The sequence below is a fragment of the Rhodococcus sp. BL-253-APC-6A1W genome (assembly GCF_012843405.1).
In the GTDB taxonomy this organism is placed as follows: Bacteria; Actinomycetota; Actinomycetes; order Mycobacteriales; family Mycobacteriaceae; genus Rhodococcus.
Genome location: NZ_JABAFB010000007.1, coordinates 298,361 through 317,849, shown reverse-complemented (window position 1 = coordinate 317,849; position 19,489 = coordinate 298,361). Strand labels below are relative to the sequence as shown.

13 protein-coding genes are annotated in these 19,489 nt (G+C 67.5%); 8 read left to right on the top strand and 5 right to left on the bottom strand.

Annotation, left to right across the window (positions count from 1 at the left end):
* Positions 1 to 11 precede the first annotated feature (11 nt).
* Entirely contained in the window at positions 12 to 3,848 is a 3,837-nt protein-coding gene (locus HF877_RS13565; RefSeq protein WP_169621676.1) for an ABC transporter ATP-binding protein, read from the top strand.
* Positions 3,849 to 4,052: 204 nt separating this feature from the next.
* On the top strand, positions 4,053 to 7,841 hold the full coding sequence (locus tag HF877_RS13560) for a multifunctional oxoglutarate decarboxylase/oxoglutarate dehydrogenase thiamine pyrophosphate-binding subunit/dihydrolipoyllysine-residue succinyltransferase subunit (protein ID WP_169621675.1): 3,789 nt from the start codon (positions 4,053 to 4,055) through the stop codon (positions 7,839 to 7,841).
* Between the two features lie 63 nt (positions 7,842 to 7,904).
* On the opposite strand, the gene HF877_RS13555 is transcribed toward HF877_RS13560, so the two are convergent.
* Positions 7,905 to 8,618, bottom strand: coding sequence for a TetR/AcrR family transcriptional regulator (locus tag HF877_RS13555; RefSeq protein ID WP_169621674.1), 714 nt, complete (start codon positions 8,616 to 8,618; stop codon positions 7,905 to 7,907).
* Positions 8,619 to 8,715: 97 nt separating this feature from the next.
* Here HF877_RS13555 and HF877_RS13550 point away from each other — a divergent pair, with 97 nt between their 5' ends.
* From HF877_RS13550 to HF877_RS13535, 4 genes are all read left to right on the top strand, one after another.
* Positions 8,716 to 10,302, top strand: coding sequence for an NAD(P)/FAD-dependent oxidoreductase (locus tag HF877_RS13550; protein WP_169621673.1), 1,587 nt, complete (start codon positions 8,716 to 8,718; stop codon positions 10,300 to 10,302).
* On the top strand, positions 10,299 to 11,126 hold the full coding sequence (locus tag HF877_RS13545) for an SDR family NAD(P)-dependent oxidoreductase (RefSeq protein WP_169621672.1): 828 nt from the start codon (positions 10,299 to 10,301) through the stop codon (positions 11,124 to 11,126). Before HF877_RS13550 ends, HF877_RS13545 begins: the two co-directional genes overlap by 4 nt.
* Before the next feature lie 9 nt (positions 11,127 to 11,135).
* Positions 11,136 to 12,053 carry an alpha/beta hydrolase gene (locus tag HF877_RS13540; protein WP_169621671.1) on the top strand — a complete coding sequence of 306 codons (918 nt, stop codon included), beginning with the start codon at positions 11,136 to 11,138 and terminating at the stop codon, positions 12,051 to 12,053.
* Positions 12,054 to 12,120: 67 nt separating this feature from the next.
* Positions 12,121 to 12,723: a DUF1707 domain-containing protein gene (locus HF877_RS13535; protein WP_169621670.1), complete on the top strand. Its 603-nt coding sequence runs from the start codon at positions 12,121 to 12,123 to the stop codon at positions 12,721 to 12,723.
* Positions 12,724 to 12,744: 21 nt separating this feature from the next.
* On the opposite strand, the gene HF877_RS13530 is transcribed toward HF877_RS13535, so the two are convergent.
* The 4 genes from HF877_RS13530 to HF877_RS13510 all read right to left on the bottom strand — a co-directional run bounded on the left by HF877_RS13530 (position 12,745) and on the right by HF877_RS13510 (position 16,520).
* Positions 12,745 to 13,359, bottom strand: coding sequence for a glycine betaine ABC transporter substrate-binding protein (locus HF877_RS13530; RefSeq protein ID WP_169621669.1), 615 nt, complete (start codon positions 13,357 to 13,359; stop codon positions 12,745 to 12,747).
* Positions 13,360 to 13,523: 164 nt separating this feature from the next.
* Entirely contained in the window at positions 13,524 to 14,714 is a 1,191-nt protein-coding gene (locus tag HF877_RS13525) for an NADP-dependent malic enzyme (RefSeq protein WP_169621668.1), read from the bottom strand.
* Positions 14,715 to 15,150: 436 nt separating this feature from the next.
* The gene (locus HF877_RS21370) at positions 15,151 to 15,669 is read right to left on the bottom strand and encodes a hypothetical protein (protein WP_240952359.1); all 519 of its coding nucleotides are present in this window, start codon (positions 15,667 to 15,669) and stop codon (positions 15,151 to 15,153) included.
* Positions 15,666 to 16,520: a PHP domain-containing protein gene (locus tag HF877_RS13510; RefSeq protein WP_169621665.1), complete on the bottom strand. Its 855-nt coding sequence runs from the start codon at positions 16,518 to 16,520 to the stop codon at positions 15,666 to 15,668. Before HF877_RS13510 ends, HF877_RS21370 begins: the two co-directional genes overlap by 4 nt.
* An 81-nt stretch (positions 16,521 to 16,601) precedes the next feature.
* Between HF877_RS13510 and HF877_RS13505 the strand changes: the two genes are divergently transcribed.
* Both HF877_RS13505 and HF877_RS13500 read left to right on the top strand, forming a co-directional pair.
* The gene (locus HF877_RS13505) at positions 16,602 to 17,684 is read left to right on the top strand and encodes a magnesium and cobalt transport protein CorA (protein WP_169621728.1); all 1,083 of its coding nucleotides are present in this window, start codon (positions 16,602 to 16,604) and stop codon (positions 17,682 to 17,684) included.
* On the top strand, positions 17,681 to 19,489 hold the full coding sequence (locus HF877_RS13500) for a hypothetical protein (RefSeq protein ID WP_169621664.1): 1,809 nt from the start codon (positions 17,681 to 17,683) through the stop codon (positions 19,487 to 19,489). Before HF877_RS13505 ends, HF877_RS13500 begins: the two co-directional genes overlap by 4 nt.

Below are 19,489 nucleotides of genomic sequence, written 5' to 3'. Positions count from 1 at the left end.
GTGTCGATCGGATGGCACACCTCACCGCACCGGAGTCGCCTCCGACCGGCTGGATACGCCGGCTCGGAGGCGAAGCCCTGCGCCACCGCACTCAGGCGCTGGGGGCTCTCGCGGTCACGATCGTCGCTGCACTGATCGATATCGCGTTCCCGCTGCTGACGAAGGTCGCCCTCGACAGTGCGACCGGACAGGGCGACGTCGCCCCGGACGACACGCGACTGATCGGGCTGGCCGCGGGTGCGATCGCTGCCGGTGCGGTCGTCCGGTTCGGATGCCAGTACGGCCGGCGCATGCTCGCCGGACGCTTGTCTCTGAACGTCCAGCACGACCTTCGGCTCCGGCTGCTCGGATCGCTGCAACGGCTCGACGGTCACGGACAGGACCGGATCCGGACCGGCCAGGTGGTGTCCCGGTCGATCACGGACCTGCAACTCGTCCAGGGATTGCTCGCACTCGTACCGATGTCCGCGGGTGCGCTGTTGCAGTTCGTTCTCTCCGTCGTGATCATGCTCGCGCTGTCCCCGCTGCTCACACTCGTCGCGGTGGTGGCGGTGCCGATCATCGTGACGGTGGTCCGCGTCGTCCGTCCCACACTGTTCGCGGCCACGTGGTCGGCGCAGCAGCGCGCGGCGGATCTCGCACAGCACGTCGAGGAAACGGTCACCGGCGTGCGGGTGGTCAAAGGTTTCGGACAGGAAAGCCGGGCGGTCGATCAACTCGAGGATCACGGGCGCCGGCTCTACGCCGAACGATTGCGCGCGGCCCGGGTGAACTCCCGGTTCGCCGCACCGATGGGCGCCATCCCCCAGCTGGGACTGGTAGCCACCATTGCGATCGGCGGCTGGCTCGCCCTCGAAGGCACGATCACCGTCGGTACGTTCGTCGCGTTCACTGCCTATGTCGCAACGACCACCGCGACGACCCGGACCCTCGCCCAGGTCGTGATCATGGCGCAACTCTCCCGCGCGGCCGTCGAGCGTGTGTACGAAGTGATCGACACCGAGCCCGATGTCGCCGATCCCCCGCACCCTGCGACCCTCCCCGAGGGTCCGCTCGGACTGGCGTTCCGCAACGTCACCTTCGGTTTCGAACCCGGCCGCGATGTCCTGCGCGGTGTCGACCTCGAACTGTCCCCCGGCGAGACCGTCGCGGTCGTCGGCCCCGCCGGTTCCGGCAAAACCGCCATGTCGCTGCTCGTCCCGCGGTTCTACGCGCCTCACGCCGGATCGGTGTGCGTGACCTCGAACGGCGAGGACGTCGACGTCGCATCGCTGCGCGCCGCCGACGTGCGTTCGGCGGTGAGCCTGGTCTTCGACGAACCGTTCCTGTTCTCCGACACCGTCGCCTCCAACATCGCGCTCGGTCGCCCCGATGCGACCGACGAGGAGATCCGCGCCGCCGCCACGGCGGCACGGGCGGACGAGTTCATCGAGGCGCTGCCCGACGGGTACGACACCGTCGTCGGCGAACGGGGCCTGACGCTGTCGGGCGGACAGCGACAGCGCGTCGCACTCGCCCGGGCTCTGCTCGTCGACCCGCGTGTCCTGATTCTCGACGATGCGACGTCCGCGGTGGACGCGGAAACCGAAGCCGCGATCTACGCCGCGCTCCGGGCACAGCCCCAGCGCACCACCCTCGTGCTCGCCCACCGCCGCTCCACGCTGGCTCTCGCCGACCGCGTCGCGGTGCTCGACGGTGGCCGGATCGTCGACGTGGGCACCGCCGACGAACTCGACGCACGCAGTCCCGTGTTCCGGCGGCTTCTGTCGAGCAGTGAGGTTCTCGACGAGGACCTGCCCGGCGAGCCGGAGTCCCTCGACGCCCATGTCCTCTGGCCCACGGAATTCGAGCCCGAGGCCACCACACCGGCGGCCACCGGGGCACCGCCCGCTCCACGCGGCCCCGGAGGCGGTGGACCGGGCAGCGGCGCACTCGGCGCCGTCGCTCCGACACCGGAGTTGCGCGCAGCGGTGGCCGCACTGCCACCGGCTACCGAGACCCCGGGTGACGCCCCGGCATTGCGTTCGGATGCGCTGCGCCGACCGGATCCCGAGTTCCGCTTGTGGACCACCCTGCGGCCGGTGCGGCTGTTGCTCGCCGCCGTGGCAGTGTGCCTGGCGGTCGAGTCGCTCATCGGAATCGCGTTTCCGACGATCGTGCGATTCGCCGTCGACCGCGGCGTGACGCCCGGCAACCCGCAGGCGCTGTGGGAAGCGGCGTTCGCGGGCACAGTCCTCGCGCTGCTCGGCTGGGCGGCGGTGGCGATCCTGACGATCCTGACCGCCCGGGCCGGCGAGCGGGTCCTGTTCGGACTGCGCGTCCGCAGTTATGCGCACCTGCAGAGACTCGGGCTCGACTACTACGAACGGGAACTGTCGGGCCGGATCATGACGCGCATGACGACGGACGTGGATGCGCTGTCCCAGTTCATCCAGACGGGTCTGTCGACCGCGGTGGTCAGCGTGCTGACGCTGACCGGCATCTCCGTCGCGCTGATCGTGACCGACGGATCGCTGGCCCTCGTCGTCCTGGCGGCGATCCCCGTCCTCATCGCGGTGACGTTCTGGTTCAGGTCTGTCTCACGCGATGCATATGCGCAGTCCCGCGAGCGCATATCGCAGGTCAACGCGATGTTCCAGGAGAACGTGACGGGTCTGCGGGCCGCGCAGGCCTATCGCCGTGAGGAGAACGCGGCCCGGCTGTTCGCCGAGCGTGCCGACTCGTACCGTCGCAGCCGCATGCGGTCGCAGCGAGCGATCTCGCTGTACTTCCCCTTCATCTCGCTGCTTTCGGACCTCGCGCTGGCGGCTGTCGTGTTCGTCGGCGCGCGCGAGGTCGCGTCGGGTGCTGCCACTCCCGGTGTGCTCATCGCCTTCGTGCTCTATCTGAACCTGCTCTTCGCTCCCATCCAGCAGTTGTCGCAGGTGTTCGACGGTTACCAGCAGGCCCGCGTCGGGCTCCGCCGCATCGGCGACCTTCTGCGCACCGAGAGTTCCCTCGAAACCGGGCCGACCGGGGACGTTCCCATTTCCGGTCACCTGCACGGCGACGTGAGCCTTCGCGGCGTCGGGTTCCGGTACAGCGGCGCCGACAGCGATGCGCTCACCGACGTGGATCTCGACATTCCCGCGGGCGCGACCGTGGCGCTGGTCGGCCGCACCGGCGCCGGAAAGTCGACGGTCGTCAAACTGCTGGCGCGGTTCTACGACCCCACCTCCGGTGCGGTGCGCGTCGACGGGACCGATGTGAGGCGTTACCGCCTGCCGGACTACCGCGCAAGGCTCGGCGTGGTGCCGCAGGAGGCGCACCTGTTCACCGGGTCCATCGCGAGCAACATCGCCTACGGCCGGCCCGAGTCGAGTCGCGAGCGCATCGAGAGTGCGGCCGGGGCCGTCGGTGCTCTGGACATGATCGCCGGGCTGAGCGGCGGTATGCACCATCCCGTCGGTGAGCGCGGGCAAGGACTGTCCGCGGGGCAGCGCCAGCTCATCGCGCTCGCCCGCGCGGAACTGGTCGACCCCGACCTGTTGCTGCTCGACGAGGCGACCGCGACCCTCGATCCCGCCACGGAACGCGCGGTGCTCGAGGCAGGGGCGACCGTCACGCGTTCGCGCACCGCGGTCGTCGTAGCGCATCGCCTCGCAACGGCAGCGCGCGCCGATCTCGTCGTGGTGGTCGACGGCGGACGGATCGTCGAAGCCGGACCCCACGAGACGTTGCGTCGTGCGGGCGGTCTGTACACCACGTTGTGGCAACTCGCCAGCGGAGCGCTCGTGCCGGAGACGGTGGGCGACGGCGTCGTACACCCGTCTTCGTCACAGATCACACGTGAGTCCTCGCATTTGTAACGGGGTCCGTTCTGCGGCGATGCACGATTGAGGGAATAATCGGCGGTCGAGAACCGTCGTCGATGGTGACCCCGTCGACTCAGATTGTGAGGTGGCTCTCGGGCATGGATGATCAGTTCGGATCGTCACACACCCACCAGCTAGCCTCATATGCATAGGCGCTCCGATCGGGTACCGAAGAAAGAAACGAGGCGAACAACTGCCGTGAGCAGCAGCTCTACATCACAGTTCGGACAGAACCAGTGGTTGGTTGACGAGATGTACCAGCGGTTTCAGGACGATCCGTCGTCCGTGGACGAGAGCTGGCACGAGTTTCTCACCGACTATTCTCCCGAGGCACACGTGGCCGGAGGCTCCAACGGCGCCGAGGTGAAGACCCCCGAGAAGTCCACTCAGCCCTCCGCCACCAAGACTGCCCCGGCTGCTGCACCCGCAGCGCCGAAGGCGTCCGCCTCGTCTACCAAGGCTCCCGCGAAGTCCTCCGACAACGCCGGTAACTCTGCTGCGAAGCCGGCTGCCGCGCCGGCGAAGGCCGCACCGGCCAAGCCTGCGACCGCGTCCAAGCCTGCGACCGCGTCCAAGCCTGCTCCGAAGCCGGCGAGCGCCTCTTCCGACAAGAAGTCCGAGGAGACCAAGGTTCTCCGGGGCGCGGCTGCTGCCGTCGCGAAGAACATGAACGCCTCGCTGTCGATCCCGACGGCCACCAGCGTTCGCGCGGTCCCCGCGAAGTTGATGTTCGACAACCGCATCGTCATCAACAACCACCTCGCCCGCACCCGGGGCGGCAAGGTCTCGTTCACTCATCTTCTCGGCTACGCGATCGTCCAGGCGGTCAAGGCGTACCCGAACATGAACAACCACTACGCCGAGATCGACGGGAAGCCCAACCTCGTCACCCCCGCGCACACCAACCTCGGTCTCGCGATCGACCTGCCGGGCAAGAACGGTTCGCGTTCGCTCGTCGTCGCCGCAATCCGCAACTGCGAGACGATGAACTTCGCGCAGTTCTACTCGGCGTACGAGGACATCGTCCGCCGCGCGCGCGACGGCAAGCTCACCGGCGAAGACTTCTCCGGCGTCACCATCTCGCTGACCAATCCGGGCGGCATCGGCACCGTGCATTCGGTGCCGCGCCTGATGGGCGGCCAGGGAGCGATCATCGGTGCCGGTGCGATGGAGTACCCCGCCGAGTTCCAGGGCGCATCCGATGCGCGTATCGCCGAGATGGGCATCGGCAAGCTGCTGACGCTGACCTCGACCTACGACCACCGGGTCATCCAGGGCGCCGAATCGGGTGAGTTCCTCAAGACCATCCACCAGCTGCTGATCTCCGACGAGTTCTACGACGAGATCTTCCACACGCTGCACATTCCTTACGAGCCGGTCCGCTGGCGCAAGGACGTGCCCGAGGGCCTGGTCGACAAGAGCACCCGCGTGCTCGAGCTCATCGCCGCCTACCGCAGCCGCGGCCACCTCATGGCCGACACCGATCCGCTGCAGTTCGTCCGCGACAAGTTCCGGTCGCATCCGGATCTCGACGTGATCACCCACGATCTGACGCTGTGGGATCTCGATCGCGAGTTCAACGTCGGCGGCTTCCACGGCAAGCAGAAGATGAAGCTGCGCGACGTCCTGTCGGTGCTGCGCGACGCGTACTGCCGCCACGTCGGTATCGAGTACACGCACATCCTCGAGCCCGAGCAGCAGCAGTGGATCCAGGAACGCGTCGAGGCGCACCACGTCAAGCCGACGGTCGCCCAGCAGAAGTACATCCTCAGCCGTCTCAACGCCGCCGAGGCGTTCGAGACGTTCCTGCAGACCAAGTACGTCGGCCAGAAGCGTTTCTCGCTCGAGGGGTCCGAGTCGGTCATCCCGATGATGGACGCCATCATCGATCAGGCCGCCGAGCACCAGCTCGACGAAGTCGCCATCGCGATGCCGCACCGTGGCCGCCTCAACGTGCTCGCCAACATCGTGGGCAAGCCGTACTCCCAGATCTTCACGGAGTTCGAGGGCAACCTGAACCCGGCCGCCGCACACGGCTCCGGCGACGTGAAGTACCACCTGGGCGCCGAGGGCACCTACATCCAGATGTTCGGCGAGAACGACATCAAGGTGTCGCTCACCGCCAACCCGTCGCACCTCGAAGCCGTCAACCCGGTGCTCGAGGGCCTGGTTCGCGCCAAGCAGGACATCCTCGACAAGGGCGAGAGCGGCTTCACCGTTCTGCCGCTGCTGCTGCACGGCGACGCCGCGTTCGCGGGTCAGGGTGTCGTGGCGGAGACGCTCAACCTCGCATTGCTGCGCGGCTACCGCACCGGCGGCACCGTGCACATCGTGGTCAACAACCAGGTCGGCTTCACCACCGCCCCGGAACACTCGCGTTCGTCGGAGTACTGCACCGATGTGGCGAAGATGATCGGTGCGCCGATCTTCCACGTCAACGGTGACGACCCCGAGGCGTGTGTGTGGGTCGCGCAGCTCGCCGTGGACTTCCGCGAGAAGTTCCACAAGGACGTCGTGATCGACATGATCTGCTACCGCCGCCGCGGCCACAACGAGGGCGACGATCCCTCGATGACGCAGCCGGCGATGTACGACGTCATCGACACCAAGCGCAGCGTCCGCAAGAGCTACACCGAGGCCCTGATCGGCCGCGGGGACATCTCGCTCAAGGAAGCCGAAGACGCCCTGCGCGACTACCAGGGTCAGCTCGAGCGGGTCTTCAACGAGGTGCGCGAGCTGGAGAAGTACCAGCCGGAACCGTCCGAATCGGTCGAGCTCGACCAGACTCCGCCCGCGCGTCTGAAGACTGCTGTCGACAAGGACGTGCTCGAGCGGATCGGCGACGCGTTCGCCGATGTGCCCGACGGCTTCAGCGTGCACCCGCGCGTCAAGCCCGTGATCGAGAAGCGCCGTACGATGTCGCGCGAGGGCCACATCGACTGGGCCTACGCCGAGCTCCTCGCATTCGGCTCGCTCGTCGAGCAGGGCGCACTCGTGCGCCTGGCCGGCCAGGACTCGCGTCGCGGCACCTTCACGCAGCGTCACTCGGTGCTGATCGACCGCAAGACGGGCGAGGATTACAGCCCGCTCGCGGCAGTCGCCGCCGAGGCCGGTAACGGCGGACGCTTCATGGTGTACGACTCGGCTCTGACCGAGTTCGCAGGCCTGGGCTTCGAGTACGGCTACTCGGTGGGCAACCCCGATGCACTCGTGCTGTGGGAGGCGCAGTTCGGCGACTTCGTCAACGGCGCGCAGTCGATCATCGACGAGTTCATCTCGTCGGGTGAGGCCAAGTGGGGCCAGCTTTCGGACGTCGTGCTGCTGCTGCCGCACGGCCACGAGGGTCAGGGCCCCGACCACACCTCGGGCCGTATCGAGCGCTGGCTCCAGCTGTGCGCCGAGGGCTCGATGACCGTGGCGATGCCGTCGACCCCGGCGAGCTACTTCCACTTGCTGCGCCGTCACCACCTGGACGGCATCCGCCGCCCGCTCGTGGTGTTCACGCCGAAGTCGATGCTGCGCAACAAGGCTGCGGTCAGCAACATCGAGGACTTCACCGAGGGCAAGTTCCGTTCCATCCTCGAAGAGGTCCCGTTCGAGGACGGATCTGCCGACCGCTCGAAGGTCGAACGTGTCCTGCTGACCTCCGGCAAGATCTACTGGGAACTGCTCGCGAAGAAGCAGAAGGAAGGCCGCGACGACATCGCGATCGTCCGTGTCGAGCAGCTGTACCCGGTGCCGCGTCGCCGTATCGCCGAGACGCTCGAGCAGTACCCGAACGCGTCCGAGTTCTTCTGGGTCCAGGAAGAGCCGGCGAACCAGGGTGCATGGCCGTTCTTCGGTCTGGCGCTGCCCGAGATGCTCCCGGAGAAGCTGGCCGGGATCAAGCGGATCTCGCGTCGCGCGATGTCCGCGCCGTCCTCGGGATCGAGCAAGGTCCACGCTGTCGAACAGCAGGAGATCCTCGAGAAGGCCTTCACGCGGTAAGAAGCCCCGTTGCGGTCCCTCACGGGGGCCTGACGGTTCTCATGCGAGCCGGGTCGGTTCGTCCTACGGGACGACCGGCCCGGCTCGCGAGGTTTCGACGGCGATCGGCTCCGACGGCAGCCCGCCGATCGAGTCCGGCTGAGCCGACGCCACCACCGCAGGAAGCGCGGCGACCGCCAGATCGACGAACTGCTCGCGGGTGAGTGCGGAGTCGTGGTTCGGCGCGGTGTCCGGGTCGTGCGCCGGAGACGGCGAGATGCCCTGCTCCTGCAGCCACGCGATCGTGATGTCCTCGACGAACGCCACCCAGCCGCGGACCGCGAGGCGGACCATTGCGTCGACATCGATACCGATGCTCGGCAGGTGCGTGACCGTGCGCTCGACCATGGCGCGCCGAGTCTCCTCGAAGACCGCCCGCATGTCGGGGTCGCCGCTGACCGAACCCCGGAGCATCGAGACGTAGGTGGCGGGGCGTTCGGTGACGTAGTCGACGTACGCGACGACGGTGCCGCGCAGCATCTCCATCGGATCCAGGCTCTCGTCGGGAGCGGTCCGTTCGAGCATGTCGCGGCTGATGTGCTGCACGACCGCCACCTGGAAATCGTGCTTGGACCCGAAGTAGTGGAACAGCAGTCCGCGCGACACCCCGGCGCGGTCGGCGATGTCCTCGACCGAGATCTGGTCGAGGGAGCGACTGGCGAGTAGCTCCACGCCGAGCTCGATCAGTTGAGCACGGCGTTGCTGTGGACTCAGGCGGGTTCGCCGCCCTCGTTTCACGGAACTGTTGCCTTTCACCGTTCCATGCAAGCATTCTTATTGAATAATGGTCAACAACCTATTGACCACGTCACGCCGACCCCTTAATCTCAGATACATGAGTCTTCCGGTTACAGACACCTCCGCCGGTGAGAGCACCCGCCGGATCGATACGCTGATCATCGGCAGTGGGTTCGCCGGACTCGGCGCCGCCATCAAGCTCTCGCAGGCCGGCAAGGAATTCCTGGTCCTCGAACGCGCGGCCGAGGTGGGTGGCACCTGGCGCGACAACACCTATCCCGGTGCCGCGTGCGACGTGCCGTCGAACCTCTACTCCTACTCGTTCGCACTCAATCCCGGATGGACACGCTCGTTCTCGCCCCAGCCCGAGATCCAGGCGTACATCACCTCCGTGGCCGACAAGTACGAGGTCCGCCGGCGCACCGTGTTCGGCTGCGACGTCCAGGACGCACACTGGAACGGCGACACGCACCGCTGGGACGTGCGCACCACCCGTGGCGATTTCAGCGCCAAGAACCTCGTCTCCGCGGTCGGCGCCCTGTGCGAACCCTCGCTTCCCGACATCGCGGGACTCGACCGCTTCGGCGGCGAGATCTTCCACTCCGCCCGGTGGAACCACGACGCCGACCTCACCGGTAAGCGGGTTGCCGTCATCGGGACCGGCGCCTCTGCCATCCAGATCGTGCCCGCTATCGCCGGCACGGTCGCGCACCTCGACGTGTACCAGCGCACCGCGCCGTGGGTGCTCCCCCGCGCCGACCGCGAATACACGAAGGCCGAAAAGTTCGCCTTCCGGTACATTCCCGGCTTCCAGCGACTCTCACGCACCCTGCAGTACCTCATGCGGGAAACACAGGTGGTCGGGCTCGCCAAGGCACCCGTCTTCATGAAGCCGCTCGAACTCGCCGCGAGGGCGCAGATCCGCCGGGGCATCTCCGATCGCGCCCTGCGGCGCAAGGTCACCCCGAATTTCGGAATCGGCTGCAAGCGCATGCTGATCTCCAACAACTACTACCCGGCACTCGACCGCCCGAACGTCGACCTGGTCACCGACGGCATCGCCGAGGTCACCACCGACGGCATCGTGACGAAGGACGGCACCACCCGCGAGGTCGACGCGATCGTCGTCGCCACCGGATTCCACGTCACCGACTCCCCGATGTTCGCGGGGATCTTCGGCAAGGACGGTCGCTCTCTCGCAGACGTATTCGACGAAACCGGCATGCAGGGATACAAGGGGTCCACGGTCGCGGGGTTCCCGAACCTGTTCTTCCTCGTCGGCCCCAACACCGGCCTCGGACACACGTCCATGGTGTACATGATCGAGTCGCAGCTCAACTATCTCGTCGACGCGATCGACACGATCGATCGGCATCGTCTCGGCACCGTCGAAGTGCGCCAGGACGCCCAGGACGAGTACAACCGGGGAATCCAGGACGCACTGAAGAACAGCGTGTGGAACAACGGCGGCTGCGCTAGCTGGTACCTCGACAAGCACGGCAACAACACGACGCTCTGGCCCGGTTTCACTTTCGAATTCCGCCGCATCACCAAGCATTTCGACCTCGACGCGTACCGTAGCGTGGCCGAGTCCGATCTCCCGGCACCTGCCGAAGCCGTCGAATCCGCCGGCACCACCACCGAGCGCACCGCGCCCGCATCCAGGAAGGCTGCACTCCAGTGAGCGAATTCGAGGGCCGGGTCGTCGTCATCACGGGAGCCGCATCCGGAATCGGGCGGGCGCTCGCCGTCGACCTCGCCGGTCGGGGCGCCGCACTCGCACTGTCCGACGTCGATACGGTGGGTCTCGCGGAAACCGCGCGCCTGGCAAGCAGTCTCGGTGCCGAGGTGAAGTCCGATCACCTCGACGTCACGCAGCGGGAAGCTGTGTACGCGTACGCCGACGCCGTCGTCGCCCGCTTCGGCAAGGTCAACCAGTTGTACAACAACGCGGGGATCGCCTATCACGGCGAGTTCGAACGGTCCGAGTTCAAGGACATCGAACAGATCGTCGATGTGGATTTCTGGGGCGTCGTCAACGGCACCAAAGCCTTTCTGCCGCACCTGATCGCATCCGGAGACGGGCACCTGATCAATGTCTCGAGCCTGTTCGGCCTCCTGGGCATCCCCGGCCAGACGGCATACAACGCCGCCAAGTTCGCGGTTCGCGGATTCACCGAATCCTTGCGCCAGGAAATGCTGATCGCCAAGCATCCTGTCCGCGTGACCTGTGTGCACCCGGGCGGTATCAAGACCGCCATCGCACGGAACGCGGCAGTGCCCGACGGCGACGACCAGCAGAGCTTCGCGCAGTTCTTCGACAGCAAACTCGCCCGTACCACCCCGGAGGCTGCCGCGAAGACGATCCTCCGGGGCGTCCGGAAGAACCGCCCCCGCGTGCTCATCGGCGCCGACGCCAAGTTGCTCGACGGCTGGGTCCGGATCGTCGGTCCGTCCTACCAGCGTGTCGTAGCGACGGTTGCGGGTCGCATCATGCCCAAGAACTAGGCTGCGCCGATGCCACAGCTTCCACTGCGCCTCGTGCGGACGACCCTGCGTCCCCTCTACCGGCTCACTCTCAACGCGCGGCTGCCGTACTCGGTGCAGCGGCGATTGCTCGAAGCCGCCGCACCGATCCAGCCGTTGCCGGAGGGCACCGTCGTCCGGAAGGTCACGCTCGGCGGACGACCCGCCGAACGGGTCACGGTAGGGGCGACGGAGCGACCCACAGCGGTGCTGTATCTGCACGGCGGCGCATACACCTGCGCCTCCCCCGCCACCCACCGATCGCTGGTCGCGCATCTCGCGGCCGCGACCGGATCGGTGGTGTACGCACTCGACTACCGCCTCGCTCCGGAACACCCGTACCCGGCCGCTCTCGACGACGCGGTGGCCGCGTACATCGATCTGATCACCGAGCACGGCGCAGATGCGGCGACCACCCCGCTCGCCGGTGATTCCGCGGGCGGCGGCCTGTCGGTCGCCACCGCGCGCCGGCTCATCGACCGGCACGGCGTCACACCGGCAGCGCTGGGCCTGCTGTCGCCGTGGGTCGATCCGGGCTCCCGCACCGTGCCGTTCGACCGGGACGTCGTCGTCAACACCGCTTGGGCGTTCTCGTCCGCCGAGGCCTACCTCGGCACAGGCGACCCGGCCGATCCCGGTTACGCGCCGCTGCACGGAGACCTCACGGGACTCCCCCCGACGCTGATCCAGGTGGGCGTGAGGGAAGTGCTGTACCCGCAGATGTCCGAGTTCGCGGAGAAGCTGCGTGCGGCGGGCGTCGATCTGGAGTACACCGAACAGCCCGAGTTGTGGCACGTCGCGCACCTGCAGGCCGGACTCGTACGCGAGGCGGCCGAGGCGGTGGACGATGTCGGAACGTTCCTGCGACGGCACATGTCCGGTGCGGCACCGGCAGGCACACACGACTGACAGTCGACCGGAAGAGCCGATTAATTCTATAGTTGAGATCCGACAATTCGACCGGACGGCGGATCTCATGACGGACGACCCGAACACCCCGGACATCCTGCTCAGCGATAGCGAGCGTCTGCACGCGCTCAACGTCCTGAGTGAGCACTACGCCGCAGGCCGGCTCGACTCGTCGGAGTTCTACGACCGATCCGGCTGGGTCGCGCAGGCACGCAGCCTGTCCGCCGCCCGGCCGGCCTTCGACGGCCTTCCGGGTGGTGTACCGCTGGAAATCGCCGACGGGCATGTCCGGGTGGTCGACGGGTCCGCATCCGTTCCGGCGGTGCGCCCGAACGATGCGCCCGCACCCACCGATCCGGAAACCGAACTCGTCTCGCTGCGCCAACGGGGAAGCGTCGTCGAGTCTCTCGACTGGATCATCATCGGCATCACCCTGATGACGTTTCTCGTGCTGCAGATGATCGTCGATTGGGAGTACGCCTGGGTGGTATGGCCGTCGCTGATCGTCACGCTGAGTGTGCCCCGCATGATCCTGGGTTTCAGCGACGAGGACGAAGAGCTCTACGAGGAGCTCAAGGAATCGAGCGCCGATGAGCGCAAAGCGCGCCTGCGGGAAGCGGCGGAAAGGATCCGGCAGCTCGAGAGCGGCGACAGCAAACGAGAGAAGTGAGGCCCGCCCTCGGCCTGAGTCTCAGCGCGCGGCGAGCCAATCGTCCGCTGCGCGGCCGGGTTCGAGCTCCCCGCGTCGCACCGCGTCCCCCATCTCGGCGAGTTCGTCCGTGGTGAGCTCCCCTGCCACCACGTTCAGCGCCTTCACCTGCTCCGGTGTCAGTGCACCGCTGCGTATCAGCGGGACGACATTCGCGGCCGCCGCGGAGCTTCCGGCGTCCCCTGCATCTCCCGACCCGGGCTGCTCGGCGACCGCATAATCGGAGACCGAGAGCCCCTGCGGCAGCGATCTGTTCAATTCCTCGAACACGTCGTCCGGTTCGACCGCAGTGGCGCCGGGCTGCAACCGCAGCAGCAGCCCTCCCATGTATTCCGGCAGCACGTCGACCGCGCCGGAATCCAGCGCCGCCAGATCCTCGCCTTCGGAGAGCCCGAGCCGGGTATCCACGGGCGACCCGGTTCCGCGCAGCACCGCTGCGTAGATCTCGGCGAGGACCCGGCTGTCGGGCGACTGCCCCGAGCCGACGGTGAGCACACCGGGATCCGAATCCGCCGACAGGACCTGGCCGGTCGAGCATCCGACGAGTGTCGCGGCCGTCGCCATCATCGCCGCGACGCCGAGCATCCGTGTCTTCACCGATCGTCACACTCCTCGAACTCGCCCGTTGCTAGGCCGCCTCCTATCGTCCCATCCGGTTGCGGCAGCATCGGCGGGAGGCACCGCAGCACCGCTTCCTCTCACCGACGCCGAACGCCCGCCCGGAGTCCCGGACGGGCGTTCGGCGAACAGAACAGCTCGGATCAGGCGACGCCCTCGGCCTTGGCCGCTGCCGCAACAGCTTCCGCGACGGCCGGCTCGACCCGCGGATCCAGCGGGCTCGGCACGATCTTGTCGACGGACAGTTCGTCGGCGACGACCGAGAGGATCGCGTCGGCGGCCGCGAGCTTCATGCCCTCGGTGATGCGCCGGGCACCGGCGTCCAGCGCGCCCCGGAACACACCCGGGAACGCGAGCACGTTGTTGATCTGGTTCGGGAAGTCGCTGCGACCGGTGGCGACGATGGCGGCGTACTTGCGCGCGATGTCGGGGTGGATCTCCGGGTCGGGGTTGGACATCGCGAAGATGATGGCGTTGTCGGCCATCGTCGCGATGATCTCTTCGGGGACGGTGCCCGCGGACACGCCCAGGAACACATCGGCCCCGTCGAGAGCCTCGATGAGACCGCCGCGACGATCCGCCGGGTTGGTACGAGAAGCCAGGTCGGCCTTGATCGGGTGCAGGTCGGAGCGATCCGACGAGACGATGCCCTTCGAATCGAGCACCACGACGTCCTCGATGCCCGCGGCGAGAAGGATGTTCGCGCACGCGACACCCGCGGCACCGGCGCCGGAGATGACCACGCGCAGCGTCTTGATGTCACGGTCCTGCACCTTCACGGCGCCCTTGAGCGCAGCCAGCGCGACAATCGCGGTGCCGTGCTGGTCGTCGTGCATGACGGGGCAGTCGAGTGCCTCGATGACGCGCTTCTCGATCTCGAAGCAGCGCGGCGCCGAAATGTCCTCGAGGTTCACGGCACCGAAGCTGGGACGCAACCGGATCAGTGTCTCGACGATCGCGTCGGGATCCTTCGTGTCGAGCACCAAGGGAATCGAGTCGAGCCCGGCGAACTTCTTGAACAGCGCGGACTTACCCTCCATCACGGGCAGCGACGCGCGGGGGCCGATGTCGCCGAGTCCGAGCACGGCCGTGCCGTCGGACACGACCACGACGAGCCGGCTCGTCCAGGTGTACCGCGCGGCGAGCGTCTCGTCGGCCGCGATCGCACGGCTGACCTGGGCGACGCCCGGGGTGTAGGCGATGGAGAGGTCGCGCTGGGTCTCGAGGGGCGCGGCGAGCTCGACCGAAAGCTTCCCGCCCACATGGCTTGCGAAGATCTCTTCGTCGGTCAGCTCGAGCTTCTCGGGGGTATGTGCAGCAGACACAATTGACACGATGACACTCCTGCGTGTTCCGAGACCAGTCCTGGCCTCGGTTACTGCGAAGAAACTGCACTCTCATGCATTTCACATGGAGATACGGTGCTCCGCCAAGGACATATTCGATGAAGCATCCGGCGCGCGATCATGGTTACGGCTGTGGAACGCTGTACGTCTTCCGGAGCGCGATGGCGCCGGGGCGGGTGGCCTCGGCGACAAGCCCTCGAGCGGCTCTGCCATCTTTCTTCCGATACCGGAAGGGTGACTCCGGCCTCGGTCGTGGTGGCGAGTTTGCCACCTTTACAGACCAACAATCAAATCGGCATCGATTGCAAAGGTTTCACCTTTTTGTGGTCTCACCTGTGAGTTTGCGGTAACCCCGGGTACGGCGCAACCCGGTTCCTGGGGATTCTCCGGTGCTACCGGTCGGTAGCACCGGAGCGCCGCCGATTCAGCCCCACCACTGCGTGATCAACAGAATCGATGCAGTGACGATGACCACAACGGGTGCGGCGAACGCGGCGAAGCCCCGTGCGCGGTCGGCGACGATCTGGGCGCCGACGGCCACGAGTGCCGCGACGACGTGGGCCGCCACCGAAGCCGAGCCCGGTCCGGGAAAGCCCCGCTGGCCGCCGAGATACTGCGCGCCGACCACCACCGCAGCCAGCACGAGCACTGCCCCGGCGACCACGCCGGACACGACCCGCCCCGCACGAACCGGCAACGATGCCCTACGCGGCTGCCCGGAGTGCCCGGCCCTGCCGTACTCCCGGTTGTCGTACTGCCGCCTGTCGTACTGCCTGCTGTCGTACTGCCGTCTGTCGTACTGCCGCCTGTCGTACTGCCGCCTGTCGTACTGCCGCCTGTCGTACTGCCGCCTGTCGTACGCCCGGCTGTCGTGATGCTCCGGCGCCGCGGCGAATTCGTCGTCCCGTCCGGCGCCCTGATGCCCCGTCCCCGACGTCCTCATCCCACGACCACCTCGACTCCCTTCGCCCTGTCGAGCAGAGCTTCGTACGCGCCGGGGTCGGTCGTGAACCGTCCGAGCGCGATGTCCTTGTTCCGTCCGTGATAGTCCGACGATCCGGTGACGAACAACCCCAGGCGTTCAGCCATGTCGCGCATCAACCGGGCATCCGCGTCGCTGTGGTCCGGGTGATCCGCTTCGAGTCCGCCCAGGCCGATCTCCGCGAGTTCCTCGATGTGGTCGAGGGCCAGCAGGCGCCCGCGTGCGCGCGCACGAGCGTGCGCGATCACGGTGACACCGCCCGCGGCCGTCACCATCCGCACCGCGTCCGCGAGCGGCGTGTCCGCTTTCGACACGTAATAGCGGCCTCGCGGCGACAACAGTTCGGCGAATGCGTCTCCCACCGTCGCCACCACCCCGGCGTCGACGAGCGCACGGGCGAGATGCGGCCGGCCCGCCGCCGGCCCCGCCTGTGCGAGGACCGCGTCGACATCGATCGGGAGCCCGTCGTCGGCCATGCGCTCGGCCATCGTCCTGATCCGCGACACGCGCTCCCCGCGCAACCGCCCGAGTTCGACCACGAAGTCCGGGTCGTCCGGGTCGAACAGATACGCCAGCAGGTGCACCGCGACAGGCGCGCCATCCTCACCGCGCCCCGTGCACGACATCTCCATCCCGCGCACGAGTCGCAGTCCGGACGGCGTCGCCGCGGCCGCCTCGTCCCATCCGGTGGTGGTGTCGTGGTCGGTCAGTGCCACCACGTCCAGTCCTGCCTCGGCAGCCGCGCGAACCAGCGCGGACGGACTGTCCGTGCCGTCGGACGCGGTGGAGTGGGAATGCAGATCTATGCGCACGTCACCAGTCTGTCAGGTGTGGCGACTAACATGACGGCGCGACATCTCGTGCCGCTCGACCACAACGGAGGGAGGGAGACCATGGCCAACCTGCCCTCCCGATCGGATCGGCACATCTCGGTGGCACCACCCGAGGCGGCCGGGCCGCCCCCACCGGTGCCCACCGAACAGGCCGTGGTGGACTGCGCGGTCTATATCGACGGCCGGCGCGAACCGGGCAAGTACACACACTCCGAGGCGCTCGCCGAAGTGCGTCGCCGCGGAAACGGATTCGTGTGGCTCGGCCTGCACGAACCGGACGAACAGCAGATGACGAGCGTGGCCCGGACGTTCGGCCTGCACGAACTGATGGCGGAGGACGCGGTCCACGCGCACCAGCGCCCCAAACTCGAGCGTTACGACGACCTGTTGTTCCTGGTTCTGCGGACCGTGAGCTATATCGAGCACGAGAGCGTGACCACGACCAAGGACATCGTCGAAACCGGCGAGATCATGCTGTTCACCGGGCCGGACTTCATCATCAGCGTGCGACACGGCGACCATTCCGAACTCTCCCGGGTGCGCAGCCGGCTCGAGAAGAATCCGGCGCGGTTGATGCTCGGTCCCGCCGCGGTGCTGCACGCGATCGCCGACCACGTCGTCGATTCCTATCTCGCGGTCACCACCGCCGTGCAACCCGACGTCGACGATCTCGAAGAACTCGTCTTCACCCCCGACACACATATCGCGGTCGAACAGATCTACCTCCTCAAGCGCGAAATCGTGCAGTTGCGACGCGCGGTCGTCCCGCTCGCCGAACCGTTGCAGCTACTCATCCGGTCGCCGGGCAACCCTGTGCCGAAGGACGTGCGCCGCTACTTCCGTGACGTCGCCGACCACCACACCACCGTCTCCGACCGCATCGCCGCGTTCGACGAGACTCTCGGCACGCTGCTCGACGCGGCCATCGCGAAGGTCACCGTGCAACAGAACACAGATATGCGACGCATCTCGGCGTGGGTCGCGATCGCCGCGGTGCCTACGATGATCGCCGGTATCTACGGAATGAACTTCGACAAGATGCCCGAGTTGCACTGGGATTACGGCTATTTCCTCGTGTGGGGTGTCATCGTCGTCATCACTGTGGGACTGTTCGTCACGTTCCGACGCAACAAGTGGCTGTGACGACCGCACTTTTCGAACGCGGGCCGGGAAGTCCTGCGGCGCAGCACGACCGGGGCCGGATCGTCCTGGTCGTCGCCCTCGCGCTGATCGCTGCGCAGGTGGCGCTCCGGACCGCGATCGCGGTCACGAGCGAGTTCTACTGGGACGACCTGATCCTCATCGGGCGGGCCGGCACCGAGTCGCTGCTGTCGGAGTCCTTCCTGCGGTACGACCACGACGGCCATCTCATGCCCGGCGCGTTTCTCGTCGCAGGGCTCGCCACCATGATCGCCCCGCTGCAGTGGTGGCCTGCCGCGGTGACTCTCGTGCTGGCGCAGGCACTCGCCTCGCTCGCGGTGCTCCGCGTGCTGTGGCTGTTGCTCGGTGCACGGCGCGCACTCTGGGCGCCTCTCCTGTTCTACCTGTTCACCCCGCTGACGCTGCCTGCGTTCGCATGGTGGGCGGCGGCACTCAATTCGCTACCGATGCAGGCGGCTCTCGCCTGGGTCGCGGGCGACGCCCTTCGGTACGCCCGCTCCGGCCGGCGCCGGTATCTCGTGAGCGGCGTACTCGTCACGGCCCTCGCGTTGATGTTCTTCGAGAAGGCGATCCTCGTTCCGTTCGTCGCGTTCACCGTGCTCGCCCTCACCTACCGCGTCGACGGGCAGCGCCGGCCGGTGCGGACCGCGTTGCAGCAGGCGGCACCGCTGTGGCTCGCCTCGGCGGTCGTGCTCGCGGTGTGGAGCGGTCTCTACGTCTCCACGGTCGAATCACGGTTCGGCGTACCGACCGCCGACATGGCGCTCGGATTGAGCCACCACGGCCTGTCGTACGGATTGCTCCCCTCCCTGGTCGGTGGCCCGTGGCAGTGGGACCGGTGGAACCCCGGACCGCCGTGGGCGGACCCACCGGTAGTGCTCGTCGTCGTGGCCTGGGCCGCGCTCGCCGTCGCGCTCGCATGGAGCCTGCGGACACGGCAGCGCACCGGATTCGTCTGGGCCGCGACCGGCGCATACGTCGCGGCATCGATGGTCGCGATGATCAGTACCCGATTCGGGCCCGGCACCACATACGAACTCGCCCAGACGCTGCGGTACTTCGCCGACTCCGCTGTCGTCGTCGCTGTCGCGGCCGCACTGATCCTGCGGGCGCCACCCAGGCCGGATGCGCCGGCGATCCCCACGACTGTGGTGCGGGCGGTCGCGGCCGTGGCCGCAGCAACGTTCGCCGTCGGTTCCCTGTGGTCCACAGTGACCTTCACCCGAAGCTGGACCGATAATCCGACCGGCGAGTACCTGGACAACGCTCGCTCCGGTCTGGTCTCCCGCCCGGACGTGGCCGTACTCGACCATCCGGTCTCGGTGTGGGTCCTCCTTCCCGTGACGTTTCCGCACAACCTGATGGGATCGGTGTTCGCCGCGCTCCCCGACCGGTCCGACATCGGCGACAGCACGACGGAACTACGCGTCCTCGACGAGGCGGGGGCACTCGTGCCCGCCGATCTGATGGCGGTGCGCTGGGTCGATCCGGGCCCCGAACCGGGATGCGGTCGTCACGTGGTGCCCGGCACCACCACGATGCTGCCGACCGGGCCGATGCTGGAAGCGACGTGGACCGTCCAGCTGAACTATCTGGCGTCGGCCGACGGCGAGATCGAGGTGGGTTTCCCGTCGCGGGAACCGGCTCGCGTCGAGGTCACCGAGGGTCCGGGCACGGTGTACGTGCGGGTGCCCGGCGACGGCGACGGTCTACAGGTTCGCACCGCTACCCCCGGTATGAGCGTGTGCGTCGGTGCGGGGCCGGTGGGAGTGGTCGTACCGCGTTGA

Bases quoted from the DNA above. Each gene is read 5' to 3' on its own strand.
- HF877_RS13565 (WP_169621676.1), top strand. From the start codon at position 12: ATGGCACACCTCACCGCACCGGAGTCGCCTCCGACCGGCTGGATACGC.
- HF877_RS13550 (WP_169621673.1), top strand. From the start codon at position 8,716: ATGAGTCTTCCGGTTACAGACACCTCCGCCGGTGAGAGCACCCGCCGG.
- HF877_RS13540 (WP_169621671.1), top strand. From the start codon at position 11,136: ATGCCACAGCTTCCACTGCGCCTCGTGCGGACGACCCTGCGTCCCCTC.
- HF877_RS13535 (WP_169621670.1), top strand. From the start codon at position 12,121: ATGACGGACGACCCGAACACCCCGGACATCCTGCTCAGCGATAGCGAG.
- HF877_RS21370 (WP_240952359.1), bottom strand. From the start codon at position 15,669: ATGAGGACGTCGGGGACGGGGCATCAGGGCGCCGGACGGGACGACGAA.
- HF877_RS13505 (WP_169621728.1), top strand. From the start codon at position 16,602: ATGGCCAACCTGCCCTCCCGATCGGATCGGCACATCTCGGTGGCACCA.